This is a genomic window from Ensifer sp. ENS06 (assembly GCF_014852205.1).
GTDB lineage: Bacteria > Pseudomonadota > Alphaproteobacteria > Rhizobiales > Rhizobiaceae > Ensifer > Ensifer adhaerens.
In genome coordinates this window covers 1,036,718-1,054,421 of sequence record NZ_JACVBC010000001.1, presented here as the reverse complement: position 1 = coordinate 1,054,421, position 17,704 = coordinate 1,036,718, and the positions used below count along the sequence as shown (strand labels likewise).

Here is a 17,704-nt window from a genome sequence, read left to right as displayed (position 1 = left end):
GCCGCCTTCCATTTCGGTGCAGAAAGCGGCCTCTCCACTTTTGGCAACAGGCCTAGAGCCAGTTGGAAATCTGATCGAGGGGCTTCTTCACCTTGCCGGCCACCGGCACGGTCGCATCCGGGGCTGGATAGCCGGCCACCAGAATCAGGAACGGCTTTTCACTGTCCGGCCTGCCGCAGATCTCGTTGAGGAAATTCATCGGCGCCGGCGTATGGGTCAGTGTCGCAACGCCCGCGTGATGCAGCGCCGTGATCAGGATGCCGGTGGCGATGCCGACGCTTTCGTTGATGTAGTAGTTCTTTTTCAGGTCGCCCGGATTGGGGCCACCGCGCTTCTGCGAGAAGACGACGACCAGGTAGGGAGCGGTCTCAAGAAAGGGCTTGTCTTCGTCGGTGCCGAGCGGCGCCAGCGCGTCGAGCCACTCCTGCGGCGCCTTGTCCCGATAGAAGATACGCTCCTCCTCTTCCGCCGCGTGGCGCACCTCGGCCTTGATCCGGGGGCTCTCGATCACGGTGAAATGCCAGGGCTGATGGTTGGCGCCGCTCGGCGCCGTGCCCGCCGCCTTCAGACAGGTTTCGATGACCTCACGCGGCACCGGACGATCGCTGAAGTAACGCGTGGTGCGGCGGCGGTTGACCTCTTCATAGAAGTCCGCAGCGCGGGCCACCATCTCCTCGGGGCTGCGTTCGATCCACTGGTCGTAGGGCGCGGTTTCGTGTGGGCGCATTCAGTCTCCTCCTCGTTATGAAGCCGAGTTGAGCGCGCCTTGCTACGAAGATCAAGCGTTAGAGCGCTGGTACCGCCTTCAGGTAGGCGGCGATCGCCTCGCGGTCGGCCGGCGTCAGTTTTGCCATGTTCTTCTGCACTTCCACCATGGAACCGCCGACGGAATCGAACTCCGGCGTGAAGCCGGTTTCCAGATAGGAGGCGATATCAGAGGCGCTCCAGCTGCCGATGCTCTTGGAGCCGGGCGTGATATCGGGAATACGGCCCTCGCCTTCCGGGTTCGGCGCGCCTGCGAGCCACTGATCCGGCTCGAAGCCTCCGAGCGCGTTTCTCGGCGTGTGGCATTCGCCGCAGTGGCCAAGCCCCTCGACGAGATATTGCCCGCGGGCGAGCTTCGGGTCGTTGGCGTCCACCGCGGCGCGTGGCTTGTCGGTCAGGAACAGCAGCTTCCAGCCACCCAAGGCTATCCGCATGTTGTAAGGGAATGGCAATTCGTGCGGCGGCGCCACCTCGGTGCTCTTCGGCAGCGTCTTCATGAAGCCCCAGAGGTCGTTGACGTCCTTGGCCGCCATGCGCGCATAGGAGCCATAGGGGAACGACGGATAGAGATGCTCGCCGTTGCGCCCGACGCCGCGGGTCATGGCGTTGCCGAACTCCGCGAGCGTCCAGGCGCCGATTCCGGCCGTTTCGTCCGGAGAGATGTTCGGCGCGTGGAAGGTGCCGAACGGACTCTTCAGCGGCGCGCCACCCGAAAGCGCCAGACGCGCGTCACCTTCGGCGCCCTTGTTGGCATGACAGCTGACGCAGCCGCCGGCCCAGAAGACCTGTTCGCCATTGGCAAGATCCGGTTCTCCGAGGCCCTCCCAATGGGAGGCGCTCCAGGGTGCCGGCTTCGTCAGCCACCAGAACGCGGCACCGCCGACGACGCCCAGCACCACAAGACCCGATATCAGCTTTCTCGCCCGACGACCCATAGTCTCCCCTCATGCCCTGCCGCAAACAGTGTGCTCAATACGAGTGAAGGCACGCGGCGGGACGTCGCGTGCCTCCTCTTTCAGCCGGATAGGACGTTGCCGCCGGTCAATTCTTCTTCAGGCGGTAGCTCTCATGACAGCTGCCGCAGTCCTTGCCGATGCCCCCGAGGGCCGCGCCAACGGCCGCCTGGTCAGCCGGCAGCTGCGCCAGAACCGCCTCGGCATCGGTGCCGAGCTTGGCGGCCTTGGCCTTGAAGTCATCCAGGTTTTCCCAGATCTTCGGGCTCGCCTCGGTCTCGTGGCCCGCTTCCGAGCCGGCCGGGAAATGGTCCGGGAAGGTCTTCATCGTCTCGCTGATCGTCGTCAGCGATGCCTTCACGACCTCCGCGTCATAGGGCTTCTCGCCCTTGGCGATGCCGGCAAGCGCGCCAGTCGCAGCGCCCACCTTCTTCATCGCCTGCTGGCGAACCACCTGCGGCTCGTCGGCTGCAGTCACGGCAGTAACACCCAGGCCCGCAAGAGCGGCAGCCAACATGAGTGCGCGTATTTTCATCAGGATCTCCCGGTCAATGAAATCTATTCGGCGAATCTGCCTGCCTGGCCTTCATGCCCAATGCGGCCGCATGATGTCATCTTGAGTATTCGACGGAAGTAACATTTTTTTGATGTGCTTGTTAGGACAAGGGAATTTCCGTCGGCCGGCGTAATTCCGGGATTTCAACAGGCCCGCCAATAACATGACTTTAAAATTCATGTTTATACTTTAGAGAAACCGGGACAGCTTCACTGTGCCGACCAGCCCTGCCACACAGTGAAAGCCGCGACCAGAACGAGCACCGCCCCGGCGGCCCGGCCGATCCACACGGTCGTCTCGGGGCTGCCGACCAGAAAATCCCGGCCGCGGCCGGCGGCAAGGGCAAGGCCGCCATAGACAGCGAGCTGCGTCGCCGCAATCATCGCGGCCATGACCAGGGCCTGCGACCAGATCGGCCCGAACTGCGGCTTGAGGAACTGGGGATAGACCGCCAGCATGAAGAGATAGGCCTTCGGGTTCATCAGGCTCGTCAGCGCGCCCTGGCGAAAACTCGCCCAGCGCGACAGCCGGTCCGCGCCGTCGATGCCGCCGATGGTGATCGAGCTTTTGACCAGGGAAAAGCCGATCCAGGCGATATAGGCAGCACCCGCGACGAGCAGCACGTTGAAGAGGCCGGGCACCAGATGCAGGATGACGCTGACGCCGAGTGCCGCATAGAGCGTGTGCAGCACGCCGCCCGCCATGATGCCGGCCGTCGCCGACAGACCGGAGGCCCGCCCTCCCGTCAGCGAGTTCGCCAGGACGAAGACCATGTCCATACCCGGCACGATGATGATGCCGAACAGAAGGGTGAAGAAGAGCCAGAGGTTTTCCGTGTAGGTCATGTCAGTTGTCCGTCGTGCGGGTTTTCACTTCTCAAACGAATTGCTGTTTTTTCAATCCGTTGGCTGATGGTATAAATCCGGTCAACTGACAAGGTAGTGTCAGGAGCGTTGACGACGGGGGAGGTTTTCGATGCGCAAGGCGGCACGGCTTTTCGAGATCATCCAGATCCTCCGGCTTGCGAGAAAGCCCGTGACCGGCGCGCAAATGGCCGAGACGCTGGAGGTGACGGTGCGCTCGATCTACCGCGATATCGCGGCACTCCAGGCGATGCGCGTGCCGATCGAAGGCGGCCGCGGCATCGGCTATATTCTTAGGCCCGGCTTCGACCTGCCGCCGCTGATGTTTTCGATCGAGGAAACGGAAGCGATCGCCTTGGCTCTGGCGCTGCTGGCACGAACCGGCGACGAGGAACTGAAGGCAGCCGCCGGCCGCGTCAACCAGAAAATCACTGCAGCCGTGCCCGAGCCGCTGAGACTGGCCTTTCGTTCGCGGGCGCTGCACGCCTGGGGAACGATCGCCCCCTCGCCCGCCGGCATCGATCTCGCTCTGGTACGCCGGGCGATCCGCGACGAGCAGAAGCTCGAACTCGACTATCGCGACGAACTCGGCCGCGCCACAGAACGCACGATCCGGCCGGTGGCGCTGATCTACTATTCGGAAACTGCCAACATCGTCGGCTGGTGCGAGTTGCGCCAGGCGATCCGCAATTTTCGCGCCGACCGTGTCGAGCACTGCGAGGCGGTCGGCGCCTATTTTCCAGGCGAGGGAAACCGCCTCAGGGAACTCTGGATCAGCGGCTGGAAGACCACCTGAGCCTGGCCTCATCGGTACCCAGCACAAACGAAAAGACCCGGCGCAAGCGCCGGGTCCAAACGTCATGCATCGAAGACGGGCAGCTTACTTGGAAGCCGCTTCGTACATTTCGAGCACGTAATCCCAGTTGATCAGGCTGTCGACGAAGGCTTCGAGGTACTTCGGACGGGCGTTGCGGTAGTCGATATAGTAGGAGTGTTCCCAGACATCGACACCGAGGATCGGCGAGGCGCCGTGAACGAGCGGATTTTCGCCGTTCGGGGTCTTGGAGATTTCGAGCTTGCCGTTCTTGACCGAGAGCCAGGCCCAGCCCGAGCCGAACTGGCCGGTGCCGGCGGCGATGAAATCGGCGCGGAACTTGTCGTAGCCGCCGAGGTCGGACTTGATGGCCGCGTCGAGCTTGGCCGGCAGGCTGGTGCCGCCGCCGCCCTTCTTCATCCACTTCCAGAAATGGATGTGGTTGTAGTGCTGGCCGGCATTGTTGAACAGCGGCTGGTTGGTGCCGTAGGACTTCTTGACGACTTCCTCCAGCGACAGGTCGGAGAGGCCGGCCTCTTCAGCAAGCTTGTTGCCGTTGGTCACGTAAGCCAGGTGGTGCTTGTCGTGGTGGTACTCGAGCGTCTCGCGCGACATGTAGGGCGCCAGCGCATCGTAGTCATAGGGAAGGTTCGGCAATTCGAAAGCCATGTGGGCATCTCCTCTTGGCATGGAATTTCGTCGGGAAATCCGTGAACGGGAACATAGGCACCGACCCTCATGGAGGCAACCGATGCAATGCCAATTTTTCCTCAACCCACGGAATATACTTTCAACATCATTTTGAAAGCATGACACTTTCAAGCACATTCATGCCACGGTTTGGCTGCAGCTTCGCGACCGTTGCAACCATGCATAAAGGACAGTCCATGCCGCAGCGTCTCATCCCTGCCCTCGCCCTTTCCGCCATCGCCGCTTTTGCTGCGTCCAGTGCAGCAGCCTCTTCCGGCGACGCGTGGGAGACATTCCGGGCAGAGGTTTCGAAGAAGTGCCTCGCCGCCGCCACCTCGCTGCAAAAACCCAGCGTCGTCGTCGACCCCTTCGGCTCGCAGAGCTTCGGGCTGGCGCTGGTGATCGGCACGCCCAAGGGCTCCAAGGTCGCCGTCACGCAGATCTGCGTCTTCGACAAGCAGAAGAAGACGGTCGAGCTCGGTGGTGAGCTTGCACCCGACGCGGTCAAGGTGGGCGTGCCGGCAAAGAAGATATAGCGCGCGCGACCCGGCGCAAGCCGTCCAGTTGCCGTCCACGTCGGCCCCGGTCACTGCATATGTGGACTGCTCCTCACTTGAGCTTCGACCGACCGGTTGATAGATCTTGCTCATGGTGAGCGATACTTCCGAACGAATCCTGGACGCAACCGAACGCCTGATGGTGTCGCGGGGCTACAGCGCGTTCAGCTACGCGGACATCTCGGCCGTGGTCGGCATCGGCAAGGCGACGATCCACCATCACTTCCCGACCAAGGCGGACCTGGCCGCAGCCGTGCTTGCCCGCTACCGCAAGAACAATCGCCGCAGCGTTGAAGGACTGCTAGCAGCTGTCGGCGATCCGGCGGCCCGGCTCGAGGCCTATGTCGGCTTCTGGGAAGAATGTATCGCCAAACGGGACATGCCCTTCTGTATCGGCGCCCTTCTGGCCTCGGAAATACCTTCGCTTCCCGATATTGTCGTCGCGCAAGTGCGCGGTCATTTTGCCGACCTTTCCGGCTGGCTCGGAGCCGTGATCGAGGATGGCGTAGCGAAGGGATCCCTGAGGACCGCTCACGGCCCCAAGGCGGCCGCCGAGGCGCTCATGGCGACGGTCCACGGCGCAATGCTCGCGGCCCGCGTCGCCGGCTCGGATCAAGCCACGTTTTCGGCGATCGCACGGCCCGCCTTGGCACAACTTCAGGCGCCAAGCGATGCCTGACCCCGAAGCTCCGACCCTTCGAAGCGACACCGGTCGAAAAAGACAGTTGTTCCCGTGGGAACGGCGGGCCACATTTGCGAGCACTAGAAATCAAACCGAACGGACGCGATGGCAGGTGAAATCATCGCGTTTCTTTTTCGAACACATCCCGACCAACTAGTCGGTTGAATGAAGGAGGAAAATCATGGCAAATCCGCTTTCCACACTCGGCATCATCCATACCGTCATCAGCCTCGCCCCCGTCGTGGCGGGCCTCTATGGCTTTGCCCGGTATGGTGCGATTGTTCCCGGCACGCGCTCCGGCAAGCTTTACCTCGCCGCGATCATCCTGGCGGTGCTGACGTCCGCGGGGCTTTCGAGCACCGGCGGCTTCAACGCGGGCCATGCGCTCGGGATCGTCACGCTGCTCGTCATCGGTGGGAGCCTTGCAGCACAAAGGCTCGAATTTTTCGGCCGCCTGCGCCCCTACCTGGCAACGCTTGGCCTTTCGTTCAGCTATTTCCTGCTGATCGTGCCGGCGATCGCCGAGACGTTGAAGCGCCTGCCCGCCTCGCAGCCACTTGCCAGCGGCCCGGAATCGCCGATCGTGCAGACGACGCTGCTTGCCTGGCTGGTGATCTTCCTCGCAGGCCTCTCCGTCCAGGCCTACCTGATCCACAGGCGCGCCGTGGTCGGTGCGCGCGCGCGCCGCTCGCGCTGAGTGCCTGAACCGAGGGCCATCTTGCCCCGGCGCAGCGGGTACGACCGTGCGCCGGGGTTTTGCGCGCGGTTCAGACGTCGCGGGCCGCGTGCGCCCAGTCCATATAAAGATCGCGCGCCTTGGCGGCGACCGGGCCGGCCTGCAGGTCGCGGCTTTCGAGACGCGTCACAGGCAGCACCTTGGAGTAGTTGCCGGACGTGAAGATCTCGTCGGCCGCTTGGAAGTCCGCCATCGTCAGCGTCGCCTCGACCACTTCGAAACCGGCTTCGCGCAGCAGCGTCATGACGCGGAAGCGGGTGATGCCGGCAAGGAAGGTGCGGTTGGCGGCCGGCGTAAAGACGACACCGTCCTTGACCAGGAAGACGTTGGAAGAACCGGTCTCGGCGATGTTGCCGAGCATGTCGCGCACCAGCGCATTGTCGAAGCCGCGCGAACGGGCCTCGGTCAGGATGCGCGCGTTGTTGGGATAGAGGCAGCCGGCCTTGGCGTCGGTCGGCATCGATTCCAGTGTCGGACGGCGGAAGGGCGACAGCGTCAGCGACGAGCCGCCGTGGCCGTTGCCCATCGGCGCCTCGAACAGGCAGAGCGCAAAACGGGTCGATTCCGGGTCGATGGCGACGACACCGGCCGCGCCGTGCTCGGCCCAGTACATCGGCTTCACATAAAGCGCCGTCTTGCCGTCGAACTTCTTGGCGCCTTCCCAGGTCAGCGCCTCGATCTCTTCCGCCGCCATCGTCGGCTTCAGGCCAAGCGCGGCGGCCGAGCGGTTGACGCGCTGGCAATGCAGGTCGAGGTCGGGAGCGACGCCGTCGAAAACGCGGGCGCCGTCGAACACCGTCGAGCCCAGCCACATCGCATGCGAGGTCGGGCCGATCAGCGGCGGATTGCCCGAGAGCCATTCACCATCGACATAGGTCCAGGTCACTGAGCGGGGGGATGTATCGACGGCCATCTGCGTCTCCTTGAGGTTTTTATTCTAGTCTTTCCGCATACCCCGAAAAAACAGCATCGGGGTGAATGGGTCTATCAAAAAATGTCATGTCGGCCGTTCTGGTACCGCGAAGGCCTCTCGCTTAGTCTCTTCGCCAAAGAAAAGGGAAAGCCGTGCGCATCAAGCATCTCGACGCTGACGACGTGGACATCTTCCGCCGCATCAGGCTGGAAGCGCTCAAGCGCGAGCCGCAGGCCTTCGCCTCGACAGCGGCCGACTGGGAGCGCCTTTCGGCTGAGGAATGGCGCGCGCGGCTAACCGCCAACGCCGTATTCGTGGCCTTCGACAGCGATGAGCCGGTCGGCATCATGGGCCTGATGCGCGAGCGTGCGAGCCGGCTGGCGCATCGGGGCACGATCATCATGGTCTATGTGTGCGACGAGGCCCGCGGGTCCGGCGTTGCGCGGCAGCTGCTTGCGCAACTGACCGACCATGCGCGCTCGGCCGGCATCCGACTGCTCGAACTCGTGGTGCGTGCCGACAATCCGACGGCGATCCGCTTTTATGAACGTGCGGGTTTCTACAAGATCGGGCACGTTCCCGGCGGCATGCTCGACGGCGACCGGGAGGTCGACGAATTTCTGATGGCGCGCCACATCGACGGCCGCGCCCCACCCATTGAGACATTGCAAGGAGCGACCCGATGAAAGCCATGTATTACGACGCCTTCGAGAAGATGCCGGAAATCCGTACCCTTCCCGATCCGACACCGACGGAGAACGGCGTGGTCATCAAGGTCGAGGCGACAGGGCTTTGCCGGTCCGACTGGCACGGCTGGATGGGCCATGACGCCGATATCCGCCTGCCGCATGTGCCCGGCCACGAGCTGGCGGGCGTGGTGACCGCCACCGGCCGCGGCGTCATGCGCTACAAGGTCGGCGATCGGGTGACCGTGCCCTTCGTTTCCGGATGCGGCCGTTGCGGCGAGTGCCGCTCCGGAAACCAGCAGGTCTGCGAGGCGCAGTTCCAGCCGGGCTTTACCCATTGGGGCTCGTTTGCCGAATATGTCGCGCTCGACTTTGCCGACCAGAACCTCGTGCATCTGCCTGAAAGCATGGACTTCACCACGGCTGCGAGCCTCGGCTGCCGCTTCGCAACGTCGTTCCGCGCCATCGCCGACCAGGCCAAGGTCAAGGGCGGCGAGTGGGTGGCGGTGCATGGCTGCGGCGGCGTCGGCCTCTCGGCAATCATGATCGCGGCGGCCCTCGGCGCCCAGCCGATCGCGATCGACATCGCCGAAGACAAGCTCGCCTTCGCCAAAAAACTCGGCGCGGTCGCTGTCATCAATGGCCGTGACGTGGAGGACGTGGCAGCGGCGGTAAAGGATATCACCGGCGGTGGCGCCCATGTCTCGATCGACGCGCTCGGCAATCCCGTGACCTGCTTCAACTCGATCAAGAACTTGCGCCGGCGCGGCCGCCACGTCCAGGTTGGCCTGATGCTCGGCGACCAGGCCACGCCACAGATCCCGATGGCGCAGGTGATCGGCCACGAACTCGAAATCTATGGCAGCCACGGCATGCAGGCCTGGCGCTACGACGCCATGCTGGCGATGATCGCCGACGGCAAGCTGAAGCCGCAGCAACTGATCGGCCGGGAAATTTCTCTTGAAGAGGCGATCCCTGCCCTCGTCGCCATGGACCGCGCCACCGATCTCGGCATCAGCGTCATCACGCGCTTCTGACGGCCACGGCAAGCCGTGAGCGCCGCAGCCGGCAGGCAATATGATGACCGCCCATTCCGACTCACCATCCGCATGCGCTAGCCTTGTCCCCAATCGGAGGCAAGGCAGATGACCATTGCGAGACGGCGAAGACTGATCAAGCGGCAGCGCACCGGCACGGCGCTGGCCGTCGCCGCGACGATCTCGTTTCTCGCCGGGATGACCGACGCGATCGGGCTCTTGAGCATCGGTGACTTCGTCTCCTTCATGAGCGGCAACACGACGCGGGCGGCGATCGCGCTAGGCGACGGCGACTTCACCGGCGCCCTGCTGCTCGTCGGCGCGCTTGGAGCGTTCATCATCGGCAACGCGCTCGGCGTGATTGCGGCCGCACGCCTCGGCGTCGTCGGCGTCCTCTCGATGGTCAGTTTGGTGTTAATGCTCTGCGCCGGCTTCGGAACCTCGATGCCAAAGCCCTTCTATTTCTACGGCATCGTGCTTGCCATGGGCCTGGTTAATGCCGCCGTCGAGCACATCGAGGGCCTGCCGATCGGGCTCACCTACGTGACTGGTGCCCTTTCCCGTTTCGGGCGCGGCCTCGGCCGCTGGCTGCTCGGCAACACAAACCGCCAATGGCTCATGCAGATCGTGCCCTGGCTTGGCATGTTCTCTGGCGCTGTCGCCGGCGCCGTCCTGCAGCGCCATTTCGGCCCGGCGTCTCTTTGGGCTTCCTTCGCGCTTAGCGCCGGGCTCACGCTGGCCACCATTCTGGTGCCGTCGCGCTGGTCGAAGCGCTACATCCATCCGGGCTGATCCCGCTCCGGCCACAGCTTTTCGCCTCCCCCCAAGATTTTGCCCTTAAGCCCGGACGGGTTTCAGGGCAAAATCCGCGCTGAAGAATCACAAGCGAGGTCCTGCCATGGCGCTTGCGGCAGCCGTTACTGCGGATGAACTTTACCATCCCATCCTCAACGCCAATTCGGCGCATCCGGCCGGCTGGCCGATCCGGGTCATCGTCAGCTCGCAGACCGAGGCGCGGCACAATCGTGCACTTTGGGCGCCGACGCATCTCATCTCCATGCGCGCGCCCGGCAGCCGGCTTTTGTCGATGATCGAGCTGCCGCCGGAAAACCACCTGGAACTCTTTTTCGGCGACACCACCGATCCTGACGAACCGGATGCGGCGCGTCCGCAGGCGATCGACGCCGCCTTCGCTTTCATCGACCGCTTGCCCGAGGACGCGCATCTGCTCGTCCATTGCCTGCGGGGCATTGGCCGCGCGACGGCGCTGACGCTGGGCATTCTGGCACGCTACATGCCGCCGGAAGAGGCAGCCGCGGCCCTGCATGCGCTTCGCCCGGAAGCCAAGCCGAACCGGCATGTGGTCAACCTGTGCGACACGGCGCTCGGGTTCAAGGGCAAGCTCGCCAAGCAGGCGCTACGCTTCCCGGCAAAAGTCTGGAAACCGGCCAAGGGCTAAGGCAGGAAACCTGCCTTTGAGCGGCCGGCCGTTGTGCGACGCACAAATATTTGACATGATCCGCGTAAAGAACGGTGACAGCGGGCTGTCCGATCGGGCGTGATGCTGTAAGCCTTTGTTTTCGGATAGGCTTTGACGTGGCATGTTCGCCATGTCAGCCGGCACCGAAGACAACTGACGGGAGGAAACGATGTCCCACGCGGCCTATGTGTTTGACGCCTACGGCACGCTCTTCGACGTGCATGCGGCCGTCAGACGCCACGCTGAGGAGATCGGTCCGGACGGACAGGCTTTTTCCGAACTCTGGCGCGCCAAGCAGCTCGAATATTCCTGGGTGCGCTCGCTGATGGGCAGCTACCAGGATTTCTGGAAGCTGACCGAACAGGCGCTCGACTTTGCCTTCGCGCGCTTTCCCTCCGCCGACCCGAAGCTGCGCAAGCGGTTGCTGGACGCCTACTGGACGCTCGACTGCTATCCGGAAGTGCCGGCCGTTCTGAAAGGTCTCAAGGAGCGCGGGGCGCGGATCGCCATCCTCTCCAACGGTTCGCCGGCCATGCTCGCGTCGGCCGTGCGCAACGCCGCACTCGATATCGTCATCGACGACGTCTTTTCGGTCGACGCGGTGAAGGCGTTCAAGACGGCGCCTGCCGTCTACGATCTCGTTACCACCAGCTACCGGCTCTACCCGCACGCAGTCTCGTTCCAGTCGTCGAACCGCTGGGACATTGCCGGGGCGACGAAATTCGGCTTCCGCACCGTGTGGATCAATCGGGCAGACATGCCGGACGAATACCGCGATCATGGGCCTGCCTTGATCCTGCCCTCTCTCGAAAGCCTGCAATTCGGTATCTGAAGGAGTTCTTTGATGGTCTGGTCGCCCGCGCAGTATCTCAAGTTCGAAGACGAACGCACCCGACCAGCCAGAGACCTTCTCGCCCAAGTGCCTGACCTGCCAGAAGGCCTCGCCTTCGACCTCGGCTGCGGCCCGGGGAACTCGACCGAGCTCATCCGCGACCGGTTTCCCTGGACCACGCTTTCCGGCCTCGACAGCGACGAGAACATGCTCCTTGCCGCCGCCAAGCGGCTTCCCGGGGTATCCTTCGAAAAGGCGGATCTTGCGGCCTGGGTTCCTCCCGCCGGCGCCTCGCTGTTTTACGGCAACGCGGTCTTCCAGTGGCTTCCGAACCATCTCACTATCTTCGAAAGGCTGATGAAGGCGCTTGCCTCCGGCGGTACGCTCGCGGTGCAGATGCCGGACAACCTCGGAGAGCCGAGCCACCTCCTGATGGAAGAGACCGCGCGCAGCCCGGCTTTCGCTGAAACCTTTGCCGGCAAGGCTATCCGCCGCAACCCGATGCCGCCGCCGGCAACCTATGTCGAATGCCTGGTTCCGTGGGCAGCGCGCATCGAGGTCTGGCATACGATCTACTATCATCGCCTCGCCAATGCCGAAGCGATCGTCGAGTGGGTAAAGGGGACCGGCCTCAGACCTTATCTCGATACCTTGCCCGAGGACCGGCGGAGCGCCTTTCTCGCCGATTACACCGACCGGATACGCGCGGCCTATCCGGCAACGAGCGACGGCAAGGTACTCTTGCGTTTTCCGAGGTTCTTCATCGTGGCGGTCAAGGCGGGCTGAGTTCGTCTGCCCGCCGGGCGCTTACATGCGCTCCGCCAGAAAATCGATAAAGGCGCGGATACGGGCAGCGAGATGCTCGTGGCCGGCATAGACGGCGTAGACCGTCTCGATCTCGCCCGACTGATAGTCCTCGAGCAGCGGCACCAGCGTTCCAGCCTCGAAATCCGGCTCGACATGGAAACGACCGATGCGCCCGATGCCGACGCTGGCAAGGCAAAGCTGGCGGACGATCGAACCGCTCGATACCTGCATATTGCCGGAGACGGTTCGGTGCGCGATCTGAGACTGGCCCGGCCCGCGAAACGCCCACTCGTCGACGCTGCGTCGGAAGTTGAAGCGAACGCAGTTGTGGCCGTCGAGATCGTCAGGGGTTTGCGGGATCCCATACTTTTCAAGATAGGCGGGCGAGGCGATCACCACCGGCCGGGTTTCCATCAGCTTGCGCGCCTTCAGGGATGAATCACGCAGCGGTCCGGTGCGGATCGCCACGTCCGTGCGTTCGCCGACGACATCGATCATGCTGTCGGTCAGCGTCAGGTCGAGCTGGACCTCCGGGTATCGCGCCAGGAACTCCGGCGCGAGCGGCATGATGTAGCGCTCGCCGAAGCCGACGGCGGCGTTCACCCGCAAGAGCCCACGCGGCGCCATGCGTCCGCCGGCGGCAACGACATGCTCGGTCTCGGCGATATCTCCGAGGATCCGTTGCGCCCGCTGGAAATAGACTTCGCCTTCCGGGGTCAGCTGCAAGGTCCGGGTCGAGCGCACGAGCAGGCGCGTGCCAAGCCGGTCCTCGATGCGGGTCACCAGCTTGCTGACGGCCGACGGCGACAATTTCAGGCGCCGCGCCGCAGCGGAGAAGCTGCGGGTCTCCGACACGGCGACAAAAACCTCCATCTCACCGGCTCGGTTGTCCATGCGCTTCCCTTTGAACTCAATTCACAAACGTTTGTCTGATTATGCGTATTATCGTGATGAGTGCAAAGGCTCATATTCCACCCGACTTCAACAACAACCACACGCCCGGTGCTCCCAGCCGGGTGGGAAAGGTCTCGTCGTGCCTATTGCCATACTTGCGCTGACGATCGCGGCCTATGCGATCGGAACAACGGAATTCGTGATCGTCGGCCTCCTGCCGACGGTAGCCACCGACCTCAATGTCACCCTGCCGCTCGCCGGCCTGATCGTCAGCGTCTACGCGCTCGGCGTCACCTTCGGCGCGCCAGTTCTCACCGCGCTCACCGGCCGGATCGAGCGCAAACCGCTGCTGATCGGCCTGATGGCGCTGTTCATCGTCGGCAATGCCGCCGCAGCATTGTCGCCGAGCTATGAACCGCTGCTCGTCGCCCGCGTCATTTCTGCCTTTGCCCATGGCGTGTTCTTCTCGGTCGGCTCGACCATTGCCGCCGACCTCGTACCGGAAGACCGCCGCGCCTCGGCCATTGCCATGATGTTCATGGGCCTGACCGTCGCGATCGTCACCGGTGTGCCGCTCGGCACCTGGATCGGCCAGACCTTCGGCTGGCGCGCCACCTTCTGGGCCGTCACCGGTCTCGGCGTCGTCGCTCTTGTCGCGATCGCAGCCCTGTTGCCGAACACGCTGTCCAAGGCGCCGCCGGCAAAGCTCATCGACCAGGTGCGCGTGCTCGGCTCCGGCCGCCTGCTGATCGTCTTTGCCATGACCGCGCTCGGCTACGGCGGCACCTTCGTCGCCTTCACCTTCCTGGCGCCGATCCTGCAGGACATCACCGGCTTTTCGGAAAGCGCCGTCAGCCTGATCCTGGTGCTCTACGGCATCGCGATTGCCATCGGCAACATTGCCGGCGGCAAGATCGCCAACCGCGACCCGGTCAAGGCGCTGGTCGGCCTGTTCCTGGCGCAGGCGGCGGTGCTCGTGCTCTTCACCTTCACGGCCCCCTCGCCGGTGCTGACGCTGGTCACGCTTGCAGCCCTTGGCTTCCTGTCCTTCGCCAATGTGCCGGGCTTGCAGCTCTATGTCGTGCAGCTTGCTAAGCAACATCGTCCGGGCGCCGTTGATGTCGCCTCGGCGCTCAACATCGCGGCCTTCAACCTCGGCATCGCCGTCGGCGCCTGGCTCGGTGGCGTCATCGTCGCCTCGCCGCTCGGCCTTGGCATGACGCCCGTGATCGGTGCCCTGCTCGTCGCCGCAGCCCTGCTGCTCACGCTCCTGAGCGGCGCCCTTGATCGTCGCACCGGGGCGGCCTACCAAACGGCTTGAACCGCCGTCTGCGAGGACCACCTATAGCCTCATTCCTTTTTCGCCCGGCTAGGTGGCCGGGCGCTTATCAAGCATAACATGCCCAGTACAAGGAGTTACCCACGATGCATTCCGTCAATTCCAACGGCGCCAACATTCCGGCGCTCGGCTTCGGCACTTTCCGCATGCCCGGCGCCGATGTGCTGCGCGTTCTGCCGGAAGCCCTGAAGCTCGGATTCCATCACGTCGATACGGCGCAGATCTACGGCAACGAGGCCGAAGTCGGCGAGGCCATCCATAATTCCGGCGTGTCACGCGCCGATATCTTCCTCACCACCAAGGTCTGGGTCGACAAATATGCCCATCGCGACTTCCTCGCCTCGGTCGACGAAAGCCTGAAGAAGCTGCGGACCGACCATGTCGACCTGCTTCTCCTGCACTGGCCGGGCGGCAGCGACGTGCCGATGGCCGAGCGCATCGGCGCTCTCAACGAAGTGCACAAGGCCGGCAAGGTTCGCCACATCGGCGTCAGCAACTTCAACACGGCGCAGATGGAAGAGGCCGTGAAGCTGAGCGACGCCCCGATCGCCACCAACCAGGTCGAGTACCACCCGTATCTCGATCAGACCAAGGTGCTTCAGACCGCCCGCAAGCACGGCATGTCGATCACCGCCTACTATGCGATGGCGAACGGCAAGGTGCCGAGCGATCCACTCTTGAAGGAGATCGGTGCCCGCCACGGCAAGACGGCCGCGCAAGTAGCGCTGCGCTGGCTCGTGCAGCAGAAGGACGTGATCACCCTTTCAAAGACCGCGACGATCGATCGCCTGAAGGAAAATTTCGCGATCTTCGACTTTGCGCTCGGCGACGGCGAAATGGCCGAAATCCACGCCCTTGCGCGTGCCGACGGCCGCATCGTCAACCCGGAAGGCCTTGCCCCCGTCTGGGACAAGGCTGCTTAACGAACGCAATCATTTCGCCGCCGGCCAATTCCCTGCCGGCGGCGGATACGATATGGACATCGCCTCAAGGACACGGATCGTAGGGAGGGGGCGATGTCGTTGCACGAGGCACAGGCGAGCGATTTTGCTCCCGACTGGCCGGCGATTATCGCCGTCGTTCTCGGTGTCACCGCCTTCTCGGTGGCGCAGGGGCTCACCTATCCGCTGATCTCGCTTTCGCTTGAGAGCCGCGGCGTTTCGGCCGGCATGATCGGCCTCAATGCCATGGGCTTTGCCGCCGGTCTCGGTGTTGCGACGCTTATTCTCGGGCGGCTGACGCGACTCGCCTCGGCCGACAAGCTGATCATCGCCAGCCTCATCGGCTGTTCCATCTGTCTCGCGACACTTGCCTCGACGTCGGAACTCGTCATCTGGTTTATCGCCCGCTTTGCCCTGGGTTTCTTCGTCAGCATGGTCTTCATGCTTGGTGAAGCGTGGCTGAACACCGCCTGCCCGGACCGCCTGCGCGGCCGCGTCTCCGGCCTCTATGGCGCCGGCATGTGCGGCGGCTTTGCGGCCGGTCCGCTGGCGATCCCGTTGCTCGGCACCAGCGGCGGTCTCGGCTTTGCCCTCTTGGCGATCTATATCGCACTCGTCGCCTTCCTCACGGGGCTGCTGACCATGGGCGCCCGCACCCGGCCCGAGCCGTCCTCGACGCGGGACCTCTTCGCCTTTTTCGGGAAGGCGCCGATGCTGATCCTGATGGTGCTGATGTTCGGATTTGCCGATATCGCCGCGATCTCGGCGATGCCGGTCTATTTCGTCAAGACCGGCCACAGCCAGGCCTTTGCCGCGCTGAGCGTAACGGCGCTGGCGATACCGACAGCTGTGGCACAGCCTTTCATCGGCGTGCTTCTCGACCGCCTGCCGCGCCGTCGGGTGGCGATCTCGGCGGCCGCGGTCGCTGCCAGCGGCTATCTGCTCGTGCCGTTGCTGTCGTCCGATATCGCTCTGCTCCTGACCTTCGCCTTCATCGGCGCGGCGAGCTTCGCGCTCTATACGGCGGCGCTCACCATGCTCGGGGAAGAGTATCGCGGCAGCATGCTGGTTGCCGGCAGTGCCGCCTTTTCGCTCGCCTATGCCGCCGGCAGCGCGGCTGGCTCCGGCGCGACCGGCGCGCTGATGAACTTCATCAACCCGATCGCTGGCCCGATCGGCGTGGGCGTCGTGCTGGTGGTCTTCACGCTTGCCTTCGCGCTCAACGGCCGACGCTAGCCCTCCGCGCAGATCCGGGCGAGAGCCTCGTTGAAGACGCGGGCGGCCGGCCCGAGCGGCTCGTCGATCCGGTGAACGAGATAGGCTTCGGCCCCCACCTGGCTGTTGCGGCCAAGGGCGGCCGTCGGCATGCGCACGAGCCGGCCTTCCGCAAGGTCGCGCTCCACCTGCCAGAACGGCAATCGACCCCAGCCGAGGCCCGAGCGGATCATCGCATGTTTCGTGTCCTGGCTGCTGACACGGCAGGTTTGCGGCGAGAGCACGCCGAAGTCGCGCCCGACCGTGCGCTGCGACTGATCCGACAGGACGATCTGCAGATGGTCTGCAAGCTCGGCGTTGTCGAGCACGTCGCCCCCCGCGAGGAGACCTAGAGGATGATGGGCGGCAACGACCGCAACGAGTTCGACCGTCGACAGTGCCCGGCGGGCGATCGCCGGATCGCGGAAATCCTCGCCGACGGTGATGCCGAGCGTGAAACGGCGATCGACTAGCCCATCGAGCGGACCACCCAGCGGCAGGACCGCGAGGCGGATCGACACGTCGGGATAGGTGCCCCGCATCTCTTTCAGCGCCAGGCCGACCGTCTCGATCGGAAACAGCGTATCGACGACCAGAGAAAGCTCAAGCTCGATGCCTTCGCCGAGGCCGCGTGCCCGGGCGCGCATCGCGTCCACCCGCAACAGGATGTCGCGCGCATTGGCGAGCAGCGCATGCCCTTCCGCCGTCAGGACCGGCCGGTGGCCGGACCGGTCGAAAAGGCCGACCCCCAGTTCGGCCTCCATGTTGGCGATGGCGTGGCTGACGGCCGATTGCACCCGTGAGAGCCTGGCGGCGCCGGCGCGGAAGCTTCCGCTTTCGGCGACGGTCACGAAGGTCCGCATCTGATCGAGAGTAAGGGCATCGAGCATGATCGATTCCATAGA

The 17,704-nt window shown here is 64.0% G+C and carries 21 protein-coding genes; 13 read left to right on the top strand and 8 right to left on the bottom strand.

From position 1 onward, the window contains the following. Nucleotides 1-52: 52 nt before the first annotated feature. The 4 genes from IB279_RS05215 to IB279_RS05200 all read right to left on the bottom strand — a co-directional run bounded on the left by IB279_RS05215 (nt 53) and on the right by IB279_RS05200 (nt 3,119). A complete protein-coding gene (locus IB279_RS05215) occupies nt 53-727 on the bottom strand; it encodes a nitroreductase family protein (RefSeq protein ID WP_192339114.1) in 675 nt (224 codons plus the stop codon). Between the two features lie 58 nt (nt 728-785). Further along, entirely contained in the window at nt 786-1,700 is a 915-nt protein-coding gene (locus IB279_RS05210) for a cytochrome c (RefSeq protein WP_113187077.1), read from the bottom strand. A 106-nt stretch (nt 1,701-1,806) separates the two neighbouring features. Next, nucleotides 1,807-2,253, bottom strand: a complete 447-nt coding sequence (locus IB279_RS05205; RefSeq protein WP_034789273.1) for a cytochrome c — start codon at nt 2,251-2,253, stop codon at nt 1,807-1,809. A gap of 230 nt (nt 2,254-2,483) precedes the next feature. Next, nucleotides 2,484-3,119, bottom strand: coding sequence for a LysE family translocator (locus IB279_RS05200; RefSeq protein WP_060604012.1), 636 nt, complete (start codon nt 3,117-3,119; stop codon nt 2,484-2,486). Between the two features lie 130 nt (nt 3,120-3,249). On the opposite strand from IB279_RS05200, the gene IB279_RS05195 reads away from it, so the two are divergent. Then, on the top strand, nt 3,250-3,933 hold the full coding sequence (locus tag IB279_RS05195; protein ID WP_060516239.1) for a YafY family protein: 684 nt from the start codon (nt 3,250-3,252) through the stop codon (nt 3,931-3,933). Between the two features lie 84 nt (nt 3,934-4,017). On the opposite strand, the gene IB279_RS05190 is transcribed toward IB279_RS05195, so the two are convergent. Then, on the bottom strand, nt 4,018-4,620 hold the full coding sequence (locus tag IB279_RS05190; RefSeq protein ID WP_060516240.1) for a superoxide dismutase: 603 nt from the start codon (nt 4,618-4,620) through the stop codon (nt 4,018-4,020). Nucleotides 4,621-4,838: 218 nt separating this feature from the next. Here IB279_RS05190 and IB279_RS05185 point away from each other — a divergent pair, with 218 nt between their 5' ends. From IB279_RS05185 to IB279_RS05175, 3 genes are all read left to right on the top strand, one after another. Further along, nucleotides 4,839-5,177: a hypothetical protein gene (locus IB279_RS05185; protein WP_113187096.1), complete on the top strand. Its 339-nt coding sequence runs from the start codon at nt 4,839-4,841 to the stop codon at nt 5,175-5,177. A gap of 112 nt (nt 5,178-5,289) precedes the next feature. Then, entirely contained in the window at nt 5,290-5,877 is a 588-nt protein-coding gene (locus IB279_RS05180) for a TetR/AcrR family transcriptional regulator (RefSeq protein ID WP_060516242.1), read from the top strand. 184 nt (nt 5,878-6,061) lie between these two features. Then, nucleotides 6,062-6,577, top strand: coding sequence for a hypothetical protein (locus IB279_RS05175; RefSeq protein ID WP_090294702.1), 516 nt, complete (start codon nt 6,062-6,064; stop codon nt 6,575-6,577). Nucleotides 6,578-6,647: 70 nt separating this feature from the next. Here the strand turns inward: IB279_RS05175 and IB279_RS05170 are convergent, their stop codons facing one another. Continuing rightward, nucleotides 6,648-7,529 (bottom strand): branched-chain amino acid aminotransferase, encoded by an 882-nt coding sequence (locus tag IB279_RS05170; protein ID WP_089043855.1) that lies wholly within the window; start codon nt 7,527-7,529, stop codon nt 6,648-6,650. 152 nt (nt 7,530-7,681) lie between these two features. On the opposite strand from IB279_RS05170, the gene IB279_RS05165 reads away from it, so the two are divergent. The 6 genes from IB279_RS05165 to tam all read left to right on the top strand — a co-directional run bounded on the left by IB279_RS05165 (nt 7,682) and on the right by tam (nt 12,350). Next, nucleotides 7,682-8,215 carry a GNAT family N-acetyltransferase gene (locus IB279_RS05165; RefSeq protein WP_192339113.1) on the top strand — a complete coding sequence of 178 codons (534 nt, stop codon included), beginning with the start codon at nt 7,682-7,684 and terminating at the stop codon, nt 8,213-8,215. After that, nucleotides 8,212-9,252: a zinc-dependent alcohol dehydrogenase family protein gene (locus tag IB279_RS05160; RefSeq protein ID WP_112984136.1), complete on the top strand. Its 1,041-nt coding sequence runs from the start codon at nt 8,212-8,214 to the stop codon at nt 9,250-9,252. Before IB279_RS05165 ends, IB279_RS05160 begins: the two co-directional genes overlap by 4 nt. Before the next feature lie 108 nt (nt 9,253-9,360). After that, the gene (locus IB279_RS05155) at nt 9,361-10,044 is read left to right on the top strand and encodes a YoaK family protein (protein WP_034789257.1); all 684 of its coding nucleotides are present in this window, start codon (nt 9,361-9,363) and stop codon (nt 10,042-10,044) included. Between the two features lie 106 nt (nt 10,045-10,150). Continuing rightward, a complete protein-coding gene (locus IB279_RS05150) occupies nt 10,151-10,711 on the top strand; it encodes a phosphatase (protein WP_112975655.1) in 561 nt (186 codons plus the stop codon). A 190-nt stretch (nt 10,712-10,901) separates the two neighbouring features. Then, complete coding sequence (locus IB279_RS05145; protein WP_034789254.1) at nt 10,902-11,564, top strand: haloacid dehalogenase type II; 663 nt, start codon at nt 10,902-10,904, stop codon at nt 11,562-11,564. A gap of 12 nt (nt 11,565-11,576) precedes the next feature. Beyond that, nucleotides 11,577-12,350 (top strand): trans-aconitate 2-methyltransferase, encoded by a 774-nt coding sequence (gene tam / locus IB279_RS05140; protein WP_112975656.1) that lies wholly within the window; start codon nt 11,577-11,579, stop codon nt 12,348-12,350. Nucleotides 12,351-12,371: 21 nt separating this feature from the next. Here the strand turns inward: tam and IB279_RS05135 are convergent, their stop codons facing one another. Next, nucleotides 12,372-13,265, bottom strand: coding sequence for a LysR family transcriptional regulator (locus IB279_RS05135; protein WP_090294705.1), 894 nt, complete (start codon nt 13,263-13,265; stop codon nt 12,372-12,374). A gap of 139 nt (nt 13,266-13,404) precedes the next feature. Here IB279_RS05135 and IB279_RS05130 point away from each other — a divergent pair, with 139 nt between their 5' ends. The 3 genes from IB279_RS05130 (at nt 13,405) to IB279_RS05120 (ending at nt 16,781) form a co-directional block, all read left to right on the top strand. Then, the gene (locus IB279_RS05130) at nt 13,405-14,586 is read left to right on the top strand and encodes an MFS transporter (protein ID WP_060516246.1); all 1,182 of its coding nucleotides are present in this window, start codon (nt 13,405-13,407) and stop codon (nt 14,584-14,586) included. Between the two features lie 104 nt (nt 14,587-14,690). Beyond that, nucleotides 14,691-15,527 carry an aldo/keto reductase gene (locus IB279_RS05125; RefSeq protein ID WP_090294708.1) on the top strand — a complete coding sequence of 279 codons (837 nt, stop codon included), beginning with the start codon at nt 14,691-14,693 and terminating at the stop codon, nt 15,525-15,527. A gap of 93 nt (nt 15,528-15,620) precedes the next feature. After that, nucleotides 15,621-16,781 (top strand): MFS transporter, encoded by a 1,161-nt coding sequence (locus IB279_RS05120; RefSeq protein WP_060516248.1) that lies wholly within the window; start codon nt 15,621-15,623, stop codon nt 16,779-16,781. Here IB279_RS05120 and IB279_RS05115 read toward each other — a convergent pair. After that, nucleotides 16,778-17,689 (bottom strand): LysR family transcriptional regulator, encoded by a 912-nt coding sequence (locus tag IB279_RS05115; protein WP_113187095.1) that lies wholly within the window; start codon nt 17,687-17,689, stop codon nt 16,778-16,780. The genes IB279_RS05120 and IB279_RS05115 overlap by 4 nt on opposite strands. Nucleotides 17,690-17,704 lie beyond the last annotated feature (15 nt).